General features: G+C 66.5%; 14 protein-coding genes. 10 read left to right on the top strand and 4 right to left on the bottom strand.

What is annotated here, in order from left to right:
- Nucleotides 1-9: 9 nt before the first annotated feature.
- The 3 genes from AC07OD_RS08170 to gloA2 all read left to right on the top strand — a co-directional run bounded on the left by AC07OD_RS08170 (nucleotide 10) and on the right by gloA2 (nucleotide 2,668).
- Nucleotides 10-1,077, top strand: coding sequence for an ABC transporter ATP-binding protein (locus tag AC07OD_RS08170; RefSeq protein WP_494596070.1), 1,068 nt, complete (start codon nucleotides 10-12; stop codon nucleotides 1,075-1,077).
- A 200-nt stretch (nucleotides 1,078-1,277) separates the two neighbouring features.
- The gene (glk, locus tag AC07OD_RS08165) at nucleotides 1,278-2,255 is read left to right on the top strand and encodes a glucokinase (protein WP_492805532.1); all 978 of its coding nucleotides are present in this window, start codon (nucleotides 1,278-1,280) and stop codon (nucleotides 2,253-2,255) included.
- Complete coding sequence (gene gloA2 / locus AC07OD_RS08160) at nucleotides 2,252-2,668, top strand: SMU1112c/YaeR family gloxylase I-like metalloprotein (RefSeq protein ID WP_492244375.1); 417 nt, start codon at nucleotides 2,252-2,254, stop codon at nucleotides 2,666-2,668. Before glk ends, gloA2 begins: the two co-directional genes overlap by 4 nt.
- Nucleotides 2,669-2,722: 54 nt before the next feature.
- Here the strand turns inward: gloA2 and zwf are convergent, their stop codons facing one another.
- The gene (gene zwf, locus AC07OD_RS08155; RefSeq protein WP_218293341.1) at nucleotides 2,723-4,177 is read right to left on the bottom strand and encodes a glucose-6-phosphate dehydrogenase; all 1,455 of its coding nucleotides are present in this window, start codon (nucleotides 4,175-4,177) and stop codon (nucleotides 2,723-2,725) included.
- A gap of 187 nt (nucleotides 4,178-4,364) precedes the next feature.
- Between zwf and pgi the strand changes: the two genes are divergently transcribed.
- From pgi to AC07OD_RS08140, 3 genes are all read left to right on the top strand, one after another.
- Nucleotides 4,365-5,930 carry a glucose-6-phosphate isomerase gene (pgi, locus tag AC07OD_RS08150; protein WP_494596067.1) on the top strand — a complete coding sequence of 522 codons (1,566 nt, stop codon included), beginning with the start codon at nucleotides 4,365-4,367 and terminating at the stop codon, nucleotides 5,928-5,930.
- Nucleotides 5,931-5,997: 67 nt separating this feature from the next.
- Nucleotides 5,998-7,227: an AGE family epimerase/isomerase gene (locus AC07OD_RS08145; protein WP_494596065.1), complete on the top strand. Its 1,230-nt coding sequence runs from the start codon at nucleotides 5,998-6,000 to the stop codon at nucleotides 7,225-7,227.
- A gap of 106 nt (nucleotides 7,228-7,333) precedes the next feature.
- Nucleotides 7,334-7,684: a hypothetical protein gene (locus AC07OD_RS08140; protein ID WP_218293344.1), complete on the top strand. Its 351-nt coding sequence runs from the start codon at nucleotides 7,334-7,336 to the stop codon at nucleotides 7,682-7,684.
- Nucleotides 7,685-7,774: 90 nt separating this feature from the next.
- Here the strand turns inward: AC07OD_RS08140 and AC07OD_RS08135 are convergent, their stop codons facing one another.
- Nucleotides 7,775-8,680 carry an SMP-30/gluconolactonase/LRE family protein gene (locus AC07OD_RS08135; RefSeq protein WP_218340412.1) on the bottom strand — a complete coding sequence of 302 codons (906 nt, stop codon included), beginning with the start codon at nucleotides 8,678-8,680 and terminating at the stop codon, nucleotides 7,775-7,777.
- A gap of 99 nt (nucleotides 8,681-8,779) precedes the next feature.
- Here AC07OD_RS08135 and edd point away from each other — a divergent pair, with 99 nt between their 5' ends.
- The 4 genes from edd (at nucleotide 8,780) to AC07OD_RS08115 (ending at nucleotide 14,293) form a co-directional block, all read left to right on the top strand.
- Nucleotides 8,780-10,549 (top strand): phosphogluconate dehydratase, encoded by a 1,770-nt coding sequence (edd, locus tag AC07OD_RS08130; RefSeq protein WP_218293346.1) that lies wholly within the window; start codon nucleotides 8,780-8,782, stop codon nucleotides 10,547-10,549.
- A gap of 173 nt (nucleotides 10,550-10,722) precedes the next feature.
- Complete coding sequence (gene eda, locus AC07OD_RS08125; protein ID WP_218340411.1) at nucleotides 10,723-11,352, top strand: bifunctional 4-hydroxy-2-oxoglutarate aldolase/2-dehydro-3-deoxy-phosphogluconate aldolase; 630 nt, start codon at nucleotides 10,723-10,725, stop codon at nucleotides 11,350-11,352.
- A 219-nt stretch (nucleotides 11,353-11,571) separates the two neighbouring features.
- Nucleotides 11,572-11,871: a DUF805 domain-containing protein gene (locus AC07OD_RS08120; protein ID WP_218340410.1), complete on the top strand. Its 300-nt coding sequence runs from the start codon at nucleotides 11,572-11,574 to the stop codon at nucleotides 11,869-11,871.
- A gap of 322 nt (nucleotides 11,872-12,193) precedes the next feature.
- Nucleotides 12,194-14,293: a TonB-dependent siderophore receptor gene (locus tag AC07OD_RS08115; RefSeq protein WP_218340409.1), complete on the top strand. Its 2,100-nt coding sequence runs from the start codon at nucleotides 12,194-12,196 to the stop codon at nucleotides 14,291-14,293.
- A 283-nt stretch (nucleotides 14,294-14,576) separates the two neighbouring features.
- On the opposite strand, the gene groL is transcribed toward AC07OD_RS08115, so the two are convergent.
- Nucleotides 14,577-16,229 carry a chaperonin GroEL gene (gene groL / locus AC07OD_RS08110; protein WP_218340408.1) on the bottom strand — a complete coding sequence of 551 codons (1,653 nt, stop codon included), beginning with the start codon at nucleotides 16,227-16,229 and terminating at the stop codon, nucleotides 14,577-14,579.
- A 97-nt stretch (nucleotides 16,230-16,326) separates the two neighbouring features.
- Nucleotides 16,327-16,617 (bottom strand): co-chaperone GroES, encoded by a 291-nt coding sequence (locus AC07OD_RS08105; protein WP_005799501.1) that lies wholly within the window; start codon nucleotides 16,615-16,617, stop codon nucleotides 16,327-16,329.
- Nucleotides 16,618-17,275: the final 658 nt, after the last annotated feature.

The raw sequence follows: 17,275 nt of genomic DNA, 5'->3' as shown, positions 1-17,275 counted from the left end.
GTAGAGATCATGGCGTCATCACTCGACATCGCAGGCATCAACAAGCGTTTTGGCAAGGGCGACAAGAGCGTGGAGGTGCTGCGCAAGGTGGACATCCACGTCGCGCCAGGCGAGTTCCTCATCCTGGTCGGCCCCTCGGGCTGCGGAAAGTCCACGCTGCTGAACATCATTGCGGGCCTGGACGAGCCCACCGAGGGCGAGATCCGCATCGCCGGCAAGAACGTGGTGGGCATGCCCCCGCGCGACCGCGACATCGCCATGGTGTTCCAAAGCTACGCGCTGTACCCCACGCTGTCCGTGGCCGACAACATCGGCTTTGCGCTGGAGATGCGCAAGATGCCCAGGCCCGAGCGGCAAAAGCGCATCGACGAAGTGGCGGCCATGCTGCAGATCAGCCACCTGCTGGACCGCCGGCCCAGCCAGCTCTCGGGAGGCCAGCGCCAGCGCGTGGCCATGGGCCGGGCGCTGGCGCGCCAGCCGCAGCTCTTTTTGTTCGACGAGCCGCTGTCCAACCTGGATGCCAAGCTGCGCGTGGAGATGCGCGCCGAGATCAAGCGCCTGCACCAGGCCAGTGGCATCACCAGCGTGTACGTGACGCACGACCAGGTCGAGGCCATGACCCTGGGCTCGCGCATCGCGGTGATGAAGGGCGGCGTCGTGCAGCAGCTGGGCACCCCCGACGAGATCTACAACCGCCCGGCCAACACCTACGTGGCGACCTTCATCGGCTCGCCCACCATGAACCTGCTGCGCGGTGGCGTGCAGGCCGGCGGTCAGTTTGGCATCGTGGGCGCTGCGCTGGACCTGGCACCGCCCACGGGCGCCGCGGAGATGCTGCTGGGCGTGCGCCCCGAGCACCTGCAACTGCAGGACGATGCGCCCTGGCGCGGGCAGGTGAGCGTGGTGGAGCCCACGGGCCCCGACACCTACGTGATGGTGGACACCGCCGCAGGCAGCGTCACGCTGCGCACCGACGCACAAACCCGGGTGCAGCCGGGCGACCAGGTGGGCCTGACGGTGGCACCGGCCAACGCCCACTGGTTCGATGCGAAGTCCGAAGAGCGATTGACGGGCTGAGAAGGACGAGCCTCCCGCCGCTGGGTCGCCGCAAGAAGGGGCTTTGGTCTTTGCCTGGAGAGGTAATTCAGGTAAAAAGAGGCTCCAGCGCTTGTCCATAAAGCGCGAATAGCTATATAAATAATAGCATTCATGATCCACGGGCCGCCGTCTGCCGCAGGGCAGCGGGGCGTGTGACCTTTGGTCTCCATCTTTTTCCTATGCACCCTCAGCGCCTTCTCGCCGACATCGGCGGCACCAACATCCGGCTGGCCTGGCAGAACGAGCCGGGCGGTCCCTTGAACGACACTCGGGTGCTGCCCTGCGCGCAGTTCCCCACCGTGGATGCCGCGCTGGCGGCCTACCTGAAGGAAGTGGGCGTGCCCGCGCCGCGCGAGGCGGCGTTCGGCATCGCCAACCCCGTCACAGGCGACGCGATCCGCATGACCAACCACAGCTGGAGCTTTTCGCAGCGCGCGGTGCGCGAGGCGTTTGGTTTCGAGCGGCTGGTAGTCATCAATGACTTCACCGCACTGGCACTGGCGCTGCCCCTGCTCACGCCCGACCTGCTGCGCCCCGTGGGCGGCGGCGAGGCGGTGCCGGGCGCCGCGATAGCGCTGCTGGGCCCGGGCACGGGCCTGGGCGTGTCGGGGCTGGTGTTTCCACCGGGCTCCAGCAGCGGCGTGCCGCTGTCGGGCGAAGGCGGGCATGTGTCGCTGGCGGCGCAGACGCAGCGTGAATTCGATGTGCTGGCCATCCTGCAGGAGCGCTACGGCCATGTGTCGGCCGAGCGCGCTGTGTGTGGTGCGGGGCTGGTGGACCTGTACCACGCGCTGCGCCGCCTCGCGCAGCGGGGTGGCAAGGAGGTCAGCTCGGCCTCCCAGGTGACCGAGCTGGCCCTGCAGTCCCACGACGCGCTGGCGCTGGAGGCGCTGGATCTTTTCTGCGGCTTTCTGGGCAGCGTGGCGGGCAACCTGGCACTCACCCTGGGGGCACGCGGGGGCGTCTTCATCGGCGGGGGCATGGTGCCGCGCCTGGGCGCGTGGTTCGACAAATCCTCCTTCCGCGCGCGGTTCGAGGCCAAGGGGCGGTTTCAGCCCTACCTCGCGTCGATACCCTGCTGGGTCATCGATCCGAGCGCCACGCCCGCGCTGCACGGCGCGTCGCGCGCGCTGGACATCGCGGGCTCCGGAGGATGAGCGGCCCCGCCTTGCAGGTCAGCGGTGTGCACCATGTGGCCATCATCGCCAGCGACTACGCACGCTCGCGCCGCTTCTACACCGAGGTGCTGGGCCTGCCGGTGGTGAACGAGGTGTTCCGTGCCGAGCGCGAGTCGTACAAGCTGGACCTGCAATTGCCCGATGGTTCGCAAGTGGAGCTGTTTTCCTTTCCGAACCCGCCGGCCCGCCCGTCGTATCCCGAGGCCTGCGGCCTGCGCCACCTGGCCTTGCGCGTGGCGGATATGGACGCCAGCCTGGCGGCATTGGCCGCGCATGGCGTGGCGGCAGAGCCGGTGCGCATCGATCCGTTCACGGGCGCGTCGTTTACTTTCTTCGCCGATCCGGACGGTCTGCCGATCGAGCTGGTGGGGCCGGGGCCCGTCAGGCGCTAGACCGCCGGGGCCGGGAGCAAGAAAGGCCCCGCAGGGCCTTTCTTTTCCATGGCATCACATCTCTTCGCTCCAGCAATGCCCGTCGCGCGCGATCATGGCGCTGGCGGCGCTCGGGCCCCAGCTGCCCGGTGCGTACGGCCGCGGGCCCGCGGGGTCGTTCTTCCAGTGCTGCAGGATGGGCTCCACCCAGCGCCAGGCTTCTTCTTGTTCGTCGCTGCGCACGAACAGGTTCAGCCGCCCGGCGATCACGTCCAGCAGCAGGCGCTCGTACGCGCCCACGCGCTCGGTGCCGAAGCGCTGGTCGAAGTCCAGGTTCAGCGCCACCTGCGACAGCGCGGGTTCGGTCTGGTGCTGGGCCGCGCCCTGGGCCAGCAGGTGCAGCTCCAGGCCGTCCCTGGGCTGCAGGTTGATCACCAGCCGGTTCACCGCGCCCGAGGGCATCTTGAAGATGGGGTGCGGCACGGGGCGGAAGTTGACGACGATGTGCGCGTCGCGCCCCGCCAGGCGCTTGCCGGTGCGGATGTAGAACGGCACGCCGGCCCAGCGCCAGTTGCTGATCTCGGTGCGCAGCGCCACGAAGGTCTCGGTGGTGCTGTCGCTGGCCACGCCTTTTTCCTGCAGGTAGCCCGGCACGTTGTGCCCGTGGGTCTTGCCCGCGGCGTACTGGCCGCGGATCACGTGCTGGCCAATGGTCTCCATGCTCCAGGGCTTGAGCGACTGCAGCACCTTGAGCTTCTCGTCGCGGATCGCATTGGCGCTGGAGTTGATGGGCGGCTCCATGCCGATGGCGCACAGCAGCTGCAGCGCGTGGTTCTGCACCATGTCGCGCAGCGCGCCGGTCTGGTCGTAGAAGGCGCCGCGCGTTTCCACGCCCAGCTCCTCGGCGATGGTGATCTGGATGTTGGCGATGTTCTCGCGCCGCCACAGTGGCTCGAACAGCGCGTTGCCAAAGCGCATCGCAAACAGGTTCTGCACCGCGGGCTTGCCCAGGTAGTGGTCGATGCGAAAGACCTGCTCTTCCTTGAGCACGCGGCGCAGCGTGTCGTTGATGGCCTGGTTGGACTTGAGGTCGTGGCCCAGGGGCTTTTCCAGCACCACGCGGGTGGCGGGGCCGTTCAGGCCCACGGCGGCGATCTGTTCGCACACGTTGGTGAAAAGGCTGGGCGCGGTGGCCACGTACATCACCACGGTGTCGGCGGCGCGCTCGTGCAGCAAGGTGGCCAGGCGCGCGTAGTCCTGCGTTTGCGACAGGTCCATGCGCAGGTAGTGCAGCAGGGCGCCGAAGCGTTCGAACTCGTCCGGGGTGGGGCGCTTGGCCAGATCCACGCTGTCAAAGCGCGACTGGATCAGGCTGCGGTATTGTTCATGGCTCAGCTCGTCGCGCGCCACCGCAATGATGCGGCCTCCCTCGGGCAGCGTTCCGTGCCGGAACGCCTGGAACAACGCCGGCATGAGTTTGCGCCACGCCAGATCACCTGTTCCACCGAACAGGACAAGGTCAAAACTCATGGGGTCTCCATATCAGGGTGTTGTTGTGCGTCTGAGGCTGGAAATTGTAATCTCGTTACATTGGGTTGTGTAGCTGTAGAGGCTGTAAACGTTTTTTGACAGTTCGTGCGCAGAAAAGTATCAGAAAAATTGTGTAATCAAGTTACTATCTCGCCGGTTTTCACCTCCCCGATATCCTGAATCCACCATGCCCTCCCTCCGTTGCGACCAAACCCTAGAGTGGCCTCAGTTGCAGGCCGCGTTCACCGCAGATGGCAACCGTCTGGACCTGCGGGAGGCCTTTGCCAGCGATGCGCAGCGGTTTGGGCACTTCAGCCAGCACGCGCCCGAGGTGTTTGCGGATCTTTCCAAGAACCTGTGGGACGCCGCCACCGAGACGCTGCTGCTGGACATGGCCCGTGCCTGTGGCCTGGAACAGCACCGCGACGCCATGTTCGGCGGCCAGCCCATCAACAGCACCGAAGGGCGCGCCGTGCTGCACACGCTGCTGCGCCGGCCCCGGGGCCTGGCGCTGCCCGGCGACGGGCCGGACATCGCGCAGAAGCTGGCCCAGGTGCACACCACGCTGGATGCCATGCTGGCCTATGCCGACACGGTGCGTGCGGATGGCGCCGTCACCGATGTGGTGAACATCGGCATCGGCGGTTCGGACCTGGGCCCGCACATGGCGGTGCTGGCGCTGGAGCAGTTCCGCGCGCGGGGCAAGCGGCTGCACTTTGTCTCCAACGTGGACGGCCACGAACTGCACACGGTGCTGCAGTCGCTCAAGGCCGAGAACACGCTGTTCCTCATCGCCTCCAAGACCTTCACCACCGCAGAAACCATGACCAACGCGCGCTCGGCGCTGGCCTGGTTTGCGGCGCAAGGCGGTCAGAATGTGGGGCGCCACTTTGCGGCGCTCACCACCAATGTCGATGCCGCGAAGGCGCTGGGCATCACCACCACCTTCGGCTTCTGGGACTGGGTGGGCGGGCGCTATTCGCTGTGGTCGGCCATTGGCCTGCCCATCGCGATCGCGATTGGCTCGGCGGGCTTCCGCGATCTGCTCGCCGGAGCGCACGCCATGGACGAGCACTTTCGCACGGCGCCCCTGGCGCAGAACCTGCCGGTGCGCCTGGGCCTGCTGGACATCTGGTACCGCAACTTCCATGGCTTCACCAGCCGCTGTATCGCGCCCTACCACGCGGCATTGCGCCGCCTGCCGGCCTATCTGCAGCAGCTCGAGATGGAAAGCAACGGCAAGCGCGTGGGGCTGGACGGCCAGCCGCTGCCCTATGCCACGTCGCCCGTGCTGTGGGGCGAGCCGGGTACCAACGGCCAGCACGCGTTCTTCCAGATGCTGCACCAGGGCACCGACGTGCTGCCGCTGGAGCTCATCGCCGTGCGCCAGCCCACCCATCCTCTGGAAGGCCACCACGACAAGCTGCTGGCCAACGCCCTGGCGCAGGCCCAGGCGCTGATGGTGGGCAAGGACGGGGAGGACGGCCACCGCCACTTCCCGGGCAACCGGCCCAGCACCTTCCTGCTGCTGGATGCGCTCACCCCCGCGTCGCTGGGCGCGTTGATCGCGCTGCAGGAACACCGCGTGTTCGTGAGCGGCAGCCTGTGGGGCATCAACAGCTTCGACCAGTGGGGCGTGGAGCTGGGCAAGGTGCTGGCCAAGGACATCGAGGCGCGCCTGGCCAGCGGCGATGCCGCAGGGCTCGACGGCTCCACCGCCGGCTTGCTCGCCCGGCTGCGCACCGGCATTTGACAAAGACCGGTGGCGGCCGTCCTGTGGCGGCGCGACCACGGGCACTGGCGATTTTCGAGGAGACACCATGACCGCACCCCGGCCGGATTTCCGGTCCGCCGACTTCCTGCGCGCGCACATCCGCCAGACCATGGCGTTCTACGAGCCCGTGGCCACCGACGCGAGCGGCGGCATGTACCACTTCTTCCTGGACGACGGCACGGTGTACGACACGCGCACCCGCCACCTGGTCAGCGCCACGCGTTTTGTGGTCACCCATGCCATGCTCTACCGCACCACGGGCGAGGCGCGCTACCAGAGCGGCATGGTGCACGCGCTGCAGTTTCTGCGCACTGCGTTCCTCGACCCCGCCACCGGCGGCTACGCCTGGCTCATCGACTGGCAGGGCGGCCGTGCCACGGTGCTGGATGGCACGCGGCATTGCTACGGCATGGCGTTCGTGATGCTGGCCTATGCACGGGCACTGGAGGCCGGAGTGCCTGAGGCACGCGGCTGGCTGGCCGATGCCTTCGACACCGCCGGGCAGCACTTCTGGCAGCCCGCGCAGGGCTTGTACGCCGATGAGGCGTCGCCCGACTGGGTGCTGGCGGACTACCGGGGCCAGAACGCCAACATGCACGCCTGCGAGGCCATGATCTCGGCCTTTCGCGCCACGGGCGAGCGCCGCTACATCGAGCGTGCAGAGCAACTGGCGCAAGGCATCTGCCAGCGGCAGGCTGCGTTATCCAACCCTGCCAGCGCCCCCGCTGCCGAAGGCTGGGTGTGGGAGCACTACCAGGCCGACTGGTCCGTGGACTGGGAATACAACCGCCACGACCGCAGCAACATCTTCCGCCCCTGGGGCTACCAGATCGGCCACCAGACCGAATGGGCCAAGCTGCTGCTGCAACTGGACGCCCTGGCGCCGGCGGACTGGCATCTGCCCTGTGCGCGCTTCCTCTTCGACACAGCGCTGGAGAAGGGCTGGGATGCCTTGCACGGCGGCATCGTCTACGGCATGGCGCCCGACGGCAGCATCTGCGACGACGGCAAATACCACTGGGTGCAGGCCGAGAGCATGGCGGCTGCGGCGGTGCTGGCTGTGCGCACGGGCGACGAGCGCTATTGGGACTGGTACGACCGAATCTGGGCGTATTGCTGGGAGCACTTCGTGGACCACGAACACGGCGCGTGGTTTCGCGTCCTGGACGGTGCCAACCGCAACCACACGCGAGAGAAGAGCAACGCGGGGAAGGTGGACTATCACAACATGGGGGCGTGTTATGACGTGCTGGGGGCGATGAAAACGGGTGATTGAGCCGTGGGCTTCGTCGCCTCGGCTGGCACCGCACGCGGCTGCGGCGGCGCATGCATGGCGGGGCGGGTATGGTGCACAGGAACGATCCCGCCAAAAGGAGCAGTTCATGAACAGGTCGCTCGCCCGAATCCACTTCGGGCTGTCAATCTTCTACGGCATCGGCGCGGCGCTGCTTTGCGTCATTTACTTGGCCGGTGACAACGCGAGTGGAAGCGGGGTGTTGATTCTTGCGGGCATCTTCGGCACGCCTTTCGTGCTTCATTGCGCCGCATTGCGTGGTGTCCGCTCCGGCCATTTGTGGGGTCGGAATTTATCGCGAACTCTCGGAATCCTGCTGCTTTTTGCATTCCCCATCGGAACGGTTCTGGGTGTGCTGATCCTGATGCGGACCCGGCGGACGGACTGGGAGCAAGGATTGAAAAGTCGCGCTGGCCCCCGCCCGGTGCTCACCCGGTAAGTTCAGCCGCCGCCGCGACGTCTACTGCGCTCAACTTTGAATGGGCAATATGCCGCGAGGCCCCGCCCCGCGCGCCTTTGCCTGCCCGGTTCAGGCCTTGAAGCGGTTCACCGGAAGACCGGTCACCGTGACCCGTACGCTCAAGAGCGACCCCGCAGGAATCGCCACCTCCTGTTCCTCCACCGGCCTTCCCGCCCGCGCCGACGTGATGTACAGCGTCCGCAAATCCGCCCCTCCAAAACACACCATGGTCGGGCACTGCACTGGCACTTCAATGCGCTGCAGCACTTGCCCCGCTGGAGACAGCTGCAGCACACACGCCCCCTCGTACATCGCCACCCAGTAGTTGCCCTCCACATCCACCGCCGCGCCATCCGGCCGGCCGCCGTAGGGCTGGCCTTCCACCTTGCGGCCGAACTGCACCCAGGGCTGTCGGTTGGCGATGGCGCCCGTCGCCACATCGAAGTCAAACCGGTCGATGCGGTGCTCCGGGGTGTTGGACCAGTACAGATACCGGTTGTCGGGGCTGAACGCGAGGCCGTTGGCGGTGAAGTTGTCGCCCGCCATGTAGTGCACGCGGTAACCACCCTCGGCCACCTCCAGGCGCCAGAGCGCGGCGTCGGGGGCCGTGCGCGGGCTGATGACCGACCCCGCCCAGAACCGGCCCGCCGCATCGCAGCGGCCATCGTTCAGGCGCAGCACGCGGGTGTCGTGGCGGGCGGGGGGCAGCAGGGCCAGCAGGGTGAACGCGCCGGTGGTGGTGTCCAGCAGGTAAAAGCCGTCCCGTAACCCGATTACTATTTTTTTGTCGGCGGCGGGCGCGCAGCAGCCGGGTTCGCTGGGGGTCTTCCATTGCCGGTGGCGGCCGTCCCCCGGGGTCCAGGCGTGCACCGCCAGTCCCTGTATGTCACACCAATAGAGGCATTTTTCCTCGGGGTGCCAGAACGGCGATTCGCCCAGTTCGGAGGGCGCAAGGGGCAGGCACTGCAAGGTCATGGGTTGAAATGGGATGGTTATCGAGTTACATTCTAGGGCCTCAAACAGTGGCCTGCCCCGGAACAGGTGCCCAGGCCCAACCCACCGATGGAGCATCCCATGCATTCAGTCGTAGCGCGCGTGACGGCCCGCATCATCGAGCGCAGCAAGGACACCCGCGCCGCCTATCTGGCCGGCGTCGAGGCCATGATCGCCCGCAAGCCCGCGCAAGACCGCATGGGCTGCGCCAATCTGGCCCATGCCTACGCGGCCCTGCCCGGCGCCGAAAAATTCAAGGTCACCGTGGAGAAGGCGCCCAACATCGGCGTCGTCACGGCCTACAACGACATGCTGTCGGCCCACCAGCCGTACCAGAGTTACCCCGCCATCCTGCGTGACGAGGCCGCGCGCCACGGCGCCACCGCGCAGGTGGCGGGCGGCGTGCCCGCCATGTGCGACGGCGTGACGCAGGGCACGCCCGGCATGGAGTTGTCCCTGTTCTCCCGGGACGCCATTGCCATGGCCACTGCGGTAGCGCTGTCCCACGATGTGTTCGACGGCGTGCTGCTGCTGGGCGTGTGCGACAAGATCGTGCCCGGCTTGCTCATCGGCGCGCTGCACTACGGGCATCTGCCCTGCGTGTTCGTGCCCGCGGGCCCCATGGGCACGGGGCTGTCGAACAAGGACAAGTCCAAGGTGCGCGAGCAGTACGCGCAAGGGCTGGTGGGGCGCGACGAACTGCTCAAGGCCGAGTCCGCCGCGTACCACAGCCCTGGCACCTGCACTTTCTACGGCACGGCCAACAGCAACCAGATGCTGCTCGAGGCCATGGGCCTGCACGTGCCCGGCGCGGCCTTTGCACCGCCCGGCACCGAGGAGCGCGAAGCCTTCACGCGCCAGGCCGTGCGCACCGTGCTCGACATCGGCAAGCGCGGCCAGCGCTTCACGCCCATCGGGCGGATGGTGGACGAGCGCTGCATCGTCAATGCCATGGCGGCCTTGCTGGCCACGGGGGGCTCCACCAACCACCTGATCCACTGGGTGGCCATTGCGCGCAGCGCGGGCATCCTGATCGACTGGTCGGACTTTGACGAGCTGTCGTCCGCCGTGCCGCTGCTGGCCCGCGTGTACCCCAATGGCGATGCCGACGTGAACCAGTTCCAGGCCGCGGGCGGGCCCGCGTGGATCCTGCGCGAACTGCTGCAAGGGGGCTTCATGCACCCGGGCGTGGGCAGTGTGAACGCGGGCGGCATCGCCGCGGGCGGGCAGGGCGCACCGGCGGTGTCGGGCGACGAGACCGTGCTGCGCCCGGTGTCCCATCCGTTTTCCCCCACGGGCGGCCTGCGCCTGCTGCAGGGGCGCCTGGGCCGCGCGGTGATCAAGGTCTCGGCCGTGCCCGAAGACCGCCACGTCATCGAGGCGCCCGCGCGCGTGTTCGATTCGCAGGAGGCCTTGCTGGCCGCGTTCAGCGCGGGCGAGGTGCAGCAGGACATGGTGGCCGTGGTGCGCTTTCAGGGCCCGCAGGCCAACGGCATGCCCGAGCTGCACAAGCTCACCCCGCCGCTGGCGGTGCTGCAGAACCAGGGCTTCAAGGTGGCGCTGGTGACGGACGGCCGCATGAGCGGCGCGTCGGGCAAGGTGCCCGCCGCCATCCACGTCACGCCCGAGGCGCTGGCCGGCGGCCCGCTGGCCAAGGTGCTGGATGGCGACATCGTGCGGGTGGATGCCGTGGCCGGCACGCTGGATGTGCTGGTCGATGAGGCCACCTGGGCCGCCCGCCCCCTGGCGCCCTACACCGCGCCCCCCGCCACCGGCTTCGGCCGCGAACTCTTCACCAACTTCCGCCGCCACGCGGGCGGTGCGGAACAAGGCGCCTGCACATGGCTGTAGCAGGATGCACCCCCTGAGTCGCTGCGCGCCTTCCTCCTCCCTCCCTGCGCGGGAGGGGGACGCACCCGGTGGCCTGGCAAAGCCCGTTCCACGGGTGCACTGGCATCGCGCCGCGCTAGTTTTGTAGGCCGCTTGCGGCATCCGACACCGAACACACCAAGGAGCACAAACCCATGAATCCTCTCGACATCGCCAGCCATGGCCCGGTCATTCCCGTCATCGTGATCGACCGCGTGGAAGACGCGCTGCCCCTGGCCGAGGCCTTGCTGGCCGGTGGCGTGAAGGTGCTGGAGGTGACGCTGCGCACCGCCGCCGGCCTGCCCGCCATCGCCGCCATCGCGCGCCAGTTGCCCGAAGCGGTGGTGGGCGTGGGCACGGTGCTCAATGCCGACGATGCGCGGCGCGCCAGCGAGGCCGGGGCGCGTTTTGCCGTGAGCCCTGGCTACACGTCCGAGGTGGGCAGCGCCTGCAAGGGGCTCAACCTGCCACTGCTGCCGGGCGTGGCCACGTCCAGCGAGATCATGGCGGCCTTGGCGGACGGGTTTTCGTTCCTCAAGCTGTTCCCGGCGGAGGCCGCGGGCGGCATCCCGCTGCTCAAGTCCTGGGCCAGCCCGTTCGGCCAGGTGAGCTTCTGCCCCACGGGGGGCATCACCCAGGCCACCGCGTCCAACTACCTGGCGCTGCCCAACGTCCGCTGCGTGGGCGGCTCGTGGCTGACGCCCGCCGACGCCGTGCGTGCGGGCGACTGGGCGCGCATCACGCAGCTGGCGCGCGACACGCATGCGTTGCGCAAGGACGCGTGAGCACCAGAATTCATGCTCAAATAGGCCTTCAGCGCTTATCCGGCAAGCGCTGCAAGCTATAAAAAAAGAAGCAAAATTTGCCCTGTGGCCCGGCTGCCGGGCGTGGGGCCGCCGATGGGGTGGTGGGACGTGTGGACTGGATGCCCTGTGCGCCCCTATCATGGCGCGGGGCTTGGCCCTGCCACAACGGCTTCACGTTTCAAAGAGAGGGAGTTCTGTATGGATTTTGTTTCGGCTGTCAAAAGCTGCCTGACGCAGTACGCGGGTTTCTCGGGTCGCGCCGTGCGCTCCGAGTTCTGGTGGTTCTTTCTGTTCCAGGTCGCGGTGATGGTGGTCGCCAGCTTCCTGGGCGACGTGATCTCCGGCATCGTCTCCCTCGCGCTGGTGCTGCCCGCGCTGGCCGTGGGCGCGCGCCGCCTGCATGACATCGGCCGCTCGGGCTGGTGGCAGTTGCTGACCCTGACCGGCATCGGTGTGCTGGTGCTGATCTACTGGTGGGTGCAGCCCAGCGAGGGCTGATCCCGCGCCAGGCAGGCCCGCCTGGCCTGCAACCCGCGAAGCCCGCTTGCCTTACGGCCGGCGGGCTTTTTTGTTGGGGCCGCGCTTGTGGGCATATGGGCATCGCCCTGGTTCTTCTGGAGGGAGGCCGCCGCCCGGATAGTGAATAAAAGTGGCCCTGGCGCTTGATATACAAGCGCAAGCCGCTATTAAATTTGATGAATTCAGGAAAAAATCGGGGACCAGGGATGTTGTCGTTGTACGACATCCCGCGCCGGATCCGTCCAGGAGGCTGCTTTGATTTTTAAAATGGTAATCATTCTTACTTCCATTCTGAAAAATCATGGCAATCCAACATCGGCAGACGGCGGTCTGCATGGGCATCGCGCTGGCCTTCGGTTTGGCCCCTACCTGGGCGGTGGCACAGGGCGCGGCGGCCACGCTGTCCGAGGTGCGCGTCGACGCCAGCGCGGAGAAGGAGACGGCTACCGGCCCGGTGGTGGGCTACCGCGCGCGCAATGCAGCCACCGCCACCAAGACCGACACGCCGCTGTCGGAAACCCCGCAGTCCGTCACCGTGGTCACCCGCGACCAGCTGGTGGACCAGGGGGCCACCACCTTCCAGGAGGCGCTGCTGTACGCGGCGGGCGTGCGCAGCGACGCCTACGGCCTCGACAGCCGTTCCGACAGCGTGCGCGTGCGCGGCAGCTCGCCAGACACCTACCTCGACGGGCTGCGCCAGAACTACAACTGGTACACCAGCAGCACCCCCGCCGAGCCCTACACGCTGGAGCGCCTCGAGGTGCTGCGCGGCCCTTCGGGCATGCTGTTCGGCGCAGGCACGGTGGCCGGCGTGGTCAACATGGTGAGCAAGCGCCCCCTGCAGGAGGCGCAGCGCGAGGTGGGCGTGCAGATCGGCAGCTGGAACCGCAAGCAGCTGCAGGCCGACCTGACCGGCCCGCTCACCCAGGACGGCGAATGGTCGTACCGCCTAGTGGCCGTGGCGCGCGATGCGGACACGCAGACCGATTACGTGCAGAACGACCGGCGCCTGATCGCGCCCTCGCTTGCCTGGCGGCCCAATGCCGCCACGTCGCTCACCCTGCAGGCCCATTGGCAGCAGGACCGCACGGGCAGCACGGCGCAGTTCCTGCCCTGGTCGGGCACGCTGCTGCCCAACCCCAATGGCATGCTGCCCATCAACCGCTTCATCGGCGAGCCCGGCGACTACTACGACAGCGACCGCGAATCCATCGGCTACCTGTTCGAGCACCGTTTCAACGATGCCTGGACGGTGCGCCAGAACCTGCGCCTGGCGCGCAACGAGAACCGCGGCGGCTACCACTACGCCGATTTCTTCACGGTCCCCGGCGGGTTCGGCTGGGACCCCGTGAACCAGCGCCTGACGGGCCGCATCTACGGCAAGAACGTCACGCGCACGCGCATGGCCGCGGTCGACACCCACCTGCAGGGCAACCTCACCACCGGCGCGCTGAGCCACCAGCTGCTGCTGGGCGTGGACTGGAACCGGCAGACCGAGAACAAGAACGAGGCGGACGATGCCTACAACACGCCCATCGACGCCTATGCGCCGGTGTACGGCCACCGCCTGAACCCCACGCTCATCGCCAGGCCCGAGAACGTGCAGCGCCAAAGCGGCCTGTATGTGCAGGACCAGATGAAGTGGGGCCCGTGGATCTTCATCGCCGGCCTGCGCCACGACCGCGCCGTGAACGGCCTGGCGGGCCAGACGGATGACCGCACGAGCGACACCACCAAGCGCCTGGGCGTGATGTACCAGCTGGCCGGGGGCTGGACGCCCTACATCAGCTACGCGGAGTCCTTCAGCCCCGTGAGCGGCACCAACGCCTATGGCCAGCGCTTCAAGCCGCTGCAGGGCGAGCAGATCGAGGTGGGGGTGAAGTACGCGCCCGCGGGCAGCTCCACGCAATTCACGGCGGCGGTGTACGACCTCAAGGAAAAGAACCAGAAGGTGGCCGACCCGACCAACCCCGACAACTCGCTGCAGGTGGGCCAGACCCGCAACAAGGGCCTGGAGCTGGAGTACAAGGCCCGCGTGGCCACGGCCTTCGACCTGACGGCCCATTACAACTACACGGACGTCGATCCCCTGCTGGAAGGGCTTCCCCGCCACCAGGCCGCCGTGTGGGGCGTGTACCGCTTTTCCATCGGCGGTGTGCGCGGCTTCTCGGCGGGCGCGGGCTACCGCTGGCTGTCGTCGTTCCGCGACGGCACCGGCCCCGAGGTTCCGTCCGCCGGGGTGGTCGATGCGCTGCTGGCCTACGATACCCAGGACTGGCGCTATGCCCTCAACATCAGCAACCTCGCCGACAAGAAGTACATGAGCACCTGCCTGTCGCGCGGTGACTGCTGGTGGGCCACGCGCCGCAACGTGGTGCTGAGCGCGACGTATAGGTTTTAACCCCCCTGAGCCGCCTCGCGTCTTCCCCGAGGGGGACGCCGCCCATGCGGCGGGGCGGCCCTTGCACGGCGGCACTGGCACGGGACAGTGCCCATGCGAAGGCCGGGCCCTTTGCTCTGGGCTGGCGCGGTGCAGTGAATCGCGATACAAATGTCGAAAGAGCGGCCCGCGCCACGACGTGCTTCACGTGTTCCAAGTAAAAAACCCCGCAGGTCTTGCGACCTGCGGGGTTTTTTGTGGGCTACCGGGCAGAACCTGGGTTCCACCCGGAGCGGCCGGGCAATTACATGCCCATGCCGCCCATGCCACCCATGCCGCCCATGTCGGGCATGCCGCCGCCAGCACCGGCCTCGTCCTTGGGTGCTTCTGCAACCATGGCTTCGGTCGTCAGCAGCAGCGATGCCACGGAGGCAGCGTTCTGCAGGGCCGTGCGGGTGACCTTCGTGGGGTCCAGGATGCCCAGTTCGAGCATGTCGCCGTACGTGTCGTTCGATGCGTTGAAGCCGTAGTTGCCCTTGCCGGCCAACACAGCGTTCACCACCACCGAGGCTTCGCCGCCGGCGTTGTTCACGATTTCGCGCAGGGGCGCTTCGATGGCCTTGAGCACCAGCTTGATACCGGCTTCCTGGTCGGCGTTGTCACCCTTGATCGAGTCACCCACGGCTTGCTTGGCACGCAGCAGGGCCACGCCACCACCGGCCACAACGCCTTCTTCCACAGCTGCGCGCGTTGCGTGCAGCGCGTCTTCCACGCGGGCCTTCTTTTCCTTCATTTCGACTTCGGTGGCAGCGCCGACCTTGATCACGGCCACGCCGCCAGCCAGCTTGGCCACGCGTTCTTGCAGCTTTTCGCGGTCGTAGTCGGACGTGGCTTCCTCGATCTGCACGCGCACTTGCTTGACGCGGGCTTCGATGTCAGCAGCGGCGCCGGCGCCGTCGATGATGATGGTGTTTTCCTTGCCCACTTCGATGCGCTTGGCCTGGCCCAGGTCGGCCAGGGTCACCTTCTCGAGGGTCAGGCCCACTTCTTCAGCGATGACCTTGCCGCCCGTCAGGATGGCGATGTCTTCCAGCATGGCCTTGCGGCGGTCGCCAAAGCCTGGAGCCTTGACGGCCACGACCTTCAGGATGCCGCGGATCGTGTTCACGACCAAGGTAGCCAGGGCTTCGCCTTCGACTTCTTCGGCAATGATCAGCAGCGGACGGCCGGCCTTGGCCACTTGCTCCAGCGTGGGCAGCAGGTCGCGGATGTTGCTGATCTTCTTGTCGAACAGCAGCACGAAGGGGTTGTCCAGAATGGCGGATTGCTTTTCTGGGTTGTTGATGAAGTAGGGCGACAGGTAGCCGCGGTCGAATTGCATGCCTTCCACGACGTCCAGTTCGGAGTCGAGGGACTTGCCGTCTTCCACGGTGATCACGCCTTCCTTGCCGACCTTGTCCATGGCGTCAGCGATCAGCTTGCCGATGGTTTCGTCGGAGTTGGCGGAGATCGAGCCCACCTGGGCGATTTCCTTGGAGGTGGTCGTGGGCTTGGAAGCCTTCTTCAGCTCGGCGACCAGGGCCGTCACGGCCTTGTCGATACCGCGCTTGAGGTCCATCGGGTTGATGCCGGCGGCCACGTACTTGAAGCCTTCGCGCACGATGGCTTGTGCCAGCACGGTGGCGGTGGTGGTGCCGTCACCAGCGTTGTCGCTGGTCTTGGAGGCCACTTCCTTCACGAGCTGGGCGCCCATGTTCTGCAGCTTGTCCTTGAGTTCGATTTCCTTGGCCACGGACACACCGTCCTTGGTCACGGTAGGGGCGCCGAACGAGCGCTCCAGCACCACATTGCGGCCCTTGGGGCCCAGGGTCACCTTGACCGCGTTGGCCAGGATGTTCACGCCTTCAACCATGCGTGCGCGGGCTTCGCCGCCGAAAACTACGTCTTTTGCTGCCATGTTTGGCTCCTACAAGATTTGAATCAAAAATGCTTCTAGCGCTTATTGGTAAAGCGCTAGCAGCTATGAAAAAGTGAGTAAACCGAAGGAGAAAGGATTACTTCTCGACGACTGCGAACAGGTCGTCTTCCTTCATGACCAGCAGTTCGTCGCCCTTGACCTTGACGGTCTGGCCCGAGTACTTGCCGAACAGAACGCGGTCGCCGACCTTCACGTTCAGGGCGATCAGTTCGCCCTTGTCGTTCTTCTTGCCGGGGCCAACGGCCAGCACTTCACCTTGATCGGGCTTTTCAGCGGCGTTGTCAGGGATCACGATGCCGGAGGCGGTCGTGGTTTCGCTTTCGATACGCTTGACGATCACGCGATCGTGCAGAGGGCGAAGGTTCATTGCATTGCTCCTGTTTTCAGTGAAAAAAAGCTGACTTACCAGCACCCGGGGGACCAGGCGCTGCGAAATTTCCGGCAGGCGGTGCGGTGTTAGCACTCGTCTGTGGTGAGTGCTAATGATACGGGCATTTGTGGCGGTTTCAAGACGCCGCGCACATTTCGGCTGTCAACGAAGACCGGCAGGTCGCTCGTAGAGTTCGGGCTGTCCCGAATCACCGCATCCGCAATTGCGGGCCTCATCACTGACTCTTCGCTGCCTCCGGACAAAGTGAAGGCCTGGATACGAGCCCAGCCAGAGGAAATGCTGTCATAACTGCCCAGTCTCATCCTCGCAGAGCTGAGAGCCAAAGACCTGCTGCGCTCCGATTCGGTGGGCGAAGTGGTTTTGTCAGTCCAGGAGGCCCGCTTCTTGGCCGACAGCGGACGTTCGGAATAGGCTTTGCGAACGACAGCAAACGCTGCACAGCCGTCGTTTGCGTTCGTCCTCGCAAGTATTAGCGGGCTCGGGCCGGAACGTGCTATCAAGATCTTTCTGTGCTAGCAGATGCTTCAAGTTGCATGCTGTGAACGCGCTTGTCGCTGAAAAAAAGGGCACCCGAAGGCGCCCTGAAACTTGGAGACAACCGTTGTGAAGTGCGCTCAGAACCGGTGGCGCACCC

The sequence above is a fragment of the Acidovorax sp. GW821-FHT10E03 genome (genome assembly GCF_059415205.1).
Note: the sequence above shows the minus strand (reverse complement) of the source record. Positions and strands in the feature narration are given on the sequence as shown.

Bases quoted from the DNA above. Each gene is read 5' to 3' on its own strand.
- AC07OD_RS08170 (WP_494596070.1), top strand. From the start codon at position 10: ATGGCGTCATCACTCGACATCGCAGGCATCAACAAGCGTTTTGGCAAG.
- glk (WP_492805532.1), top strand. From the start codon at position 1,278: ATGCACCCTCAGCGCCTTCTCGCCGACATCGGCGGCACCAACATCCGG.
- gloA2 (WP_492244375.1), top strand. From the start codon at position 2,252: ATGAGCGGCCCCGCCTTGCAGGTCAGCGGTGTGCACCATGTGGCCATC.
- zwf (WP_218293341.1), bottom strand. From the start codon at position 4,177: ATGAGTTTTGACCTTGTCCTGTTCGGTGGAACAGGTGATCTGGCGTGG.
- pgi (WP_494596067.1), top strand. From the start codon at position 4,365: ATGCCCTCCCTCCGTTGCGACCAAACCCTAGAGTGGCCTCAGTTGCAG.
- AC07OD_RS08145 (WP_494596065.1), top strand. From the start codon at position 5,998: ATGACCGCACCCCGGCCGGATTTCCGGTCCGCCGACTTCCTGCGCGCG.
- AC07OD_RS08140 (WP_218293344.1), top strand. From the start codon at position 7,334: ATGAACAGGTCGCTCGCCCGAATCCACTTCGGGCTGTCAATCTTCTAC.
- AC07OD_RS08135 (WP_218340412.1), bottom strand. From the start codon at position 8,680: ATGACCTTGCAGTGCCTGCCCCTTGCGCCCTCCGAACTGGGCGAATCG.
- edd (WP_218293346.1), top strand. From the start codon at position 8,780: ATGCATTCAGTCGTAGCGCGCGTGACGGCCCGCATCATCGAGCGCAGC.
- eda (WP_218340411.1), top strand. From the start codon at position 10,723: ATGAATCCTCTCGACATCGCCAGCCATGGCCCGGTCATTCCCGTCATC.
- AC07OD_RS08120 (WP_218340410.1), top strand. From the start codon at position 11,572: ATGGATTTTGTTTCGGCTGTCAAAAGCTGCCTGACGCAGTACGCGGGT.
- AC07OD_RS08115 (WP_218340409.1), top strand. From the start codon at position 12,194: ATGGCAATCCAACATCGGCAGACGGCGGTCTGCATGGGCATCGCGCTG.
- groL (WP_218340408.1), bottom strand. From the start codon at position 16,229: ATGGCAGCAAAAGACGTAGTTTTCGGCGGCGAAGCCCGCGCACGCATG.
- AC07OD_RS08105 (WP_005799501.1), bottom strand. From the start codon at position 16,617: ATGAACCTTCGCCCTCTGCACGATCGCGTGATCGTCAAGCGTATCGAA.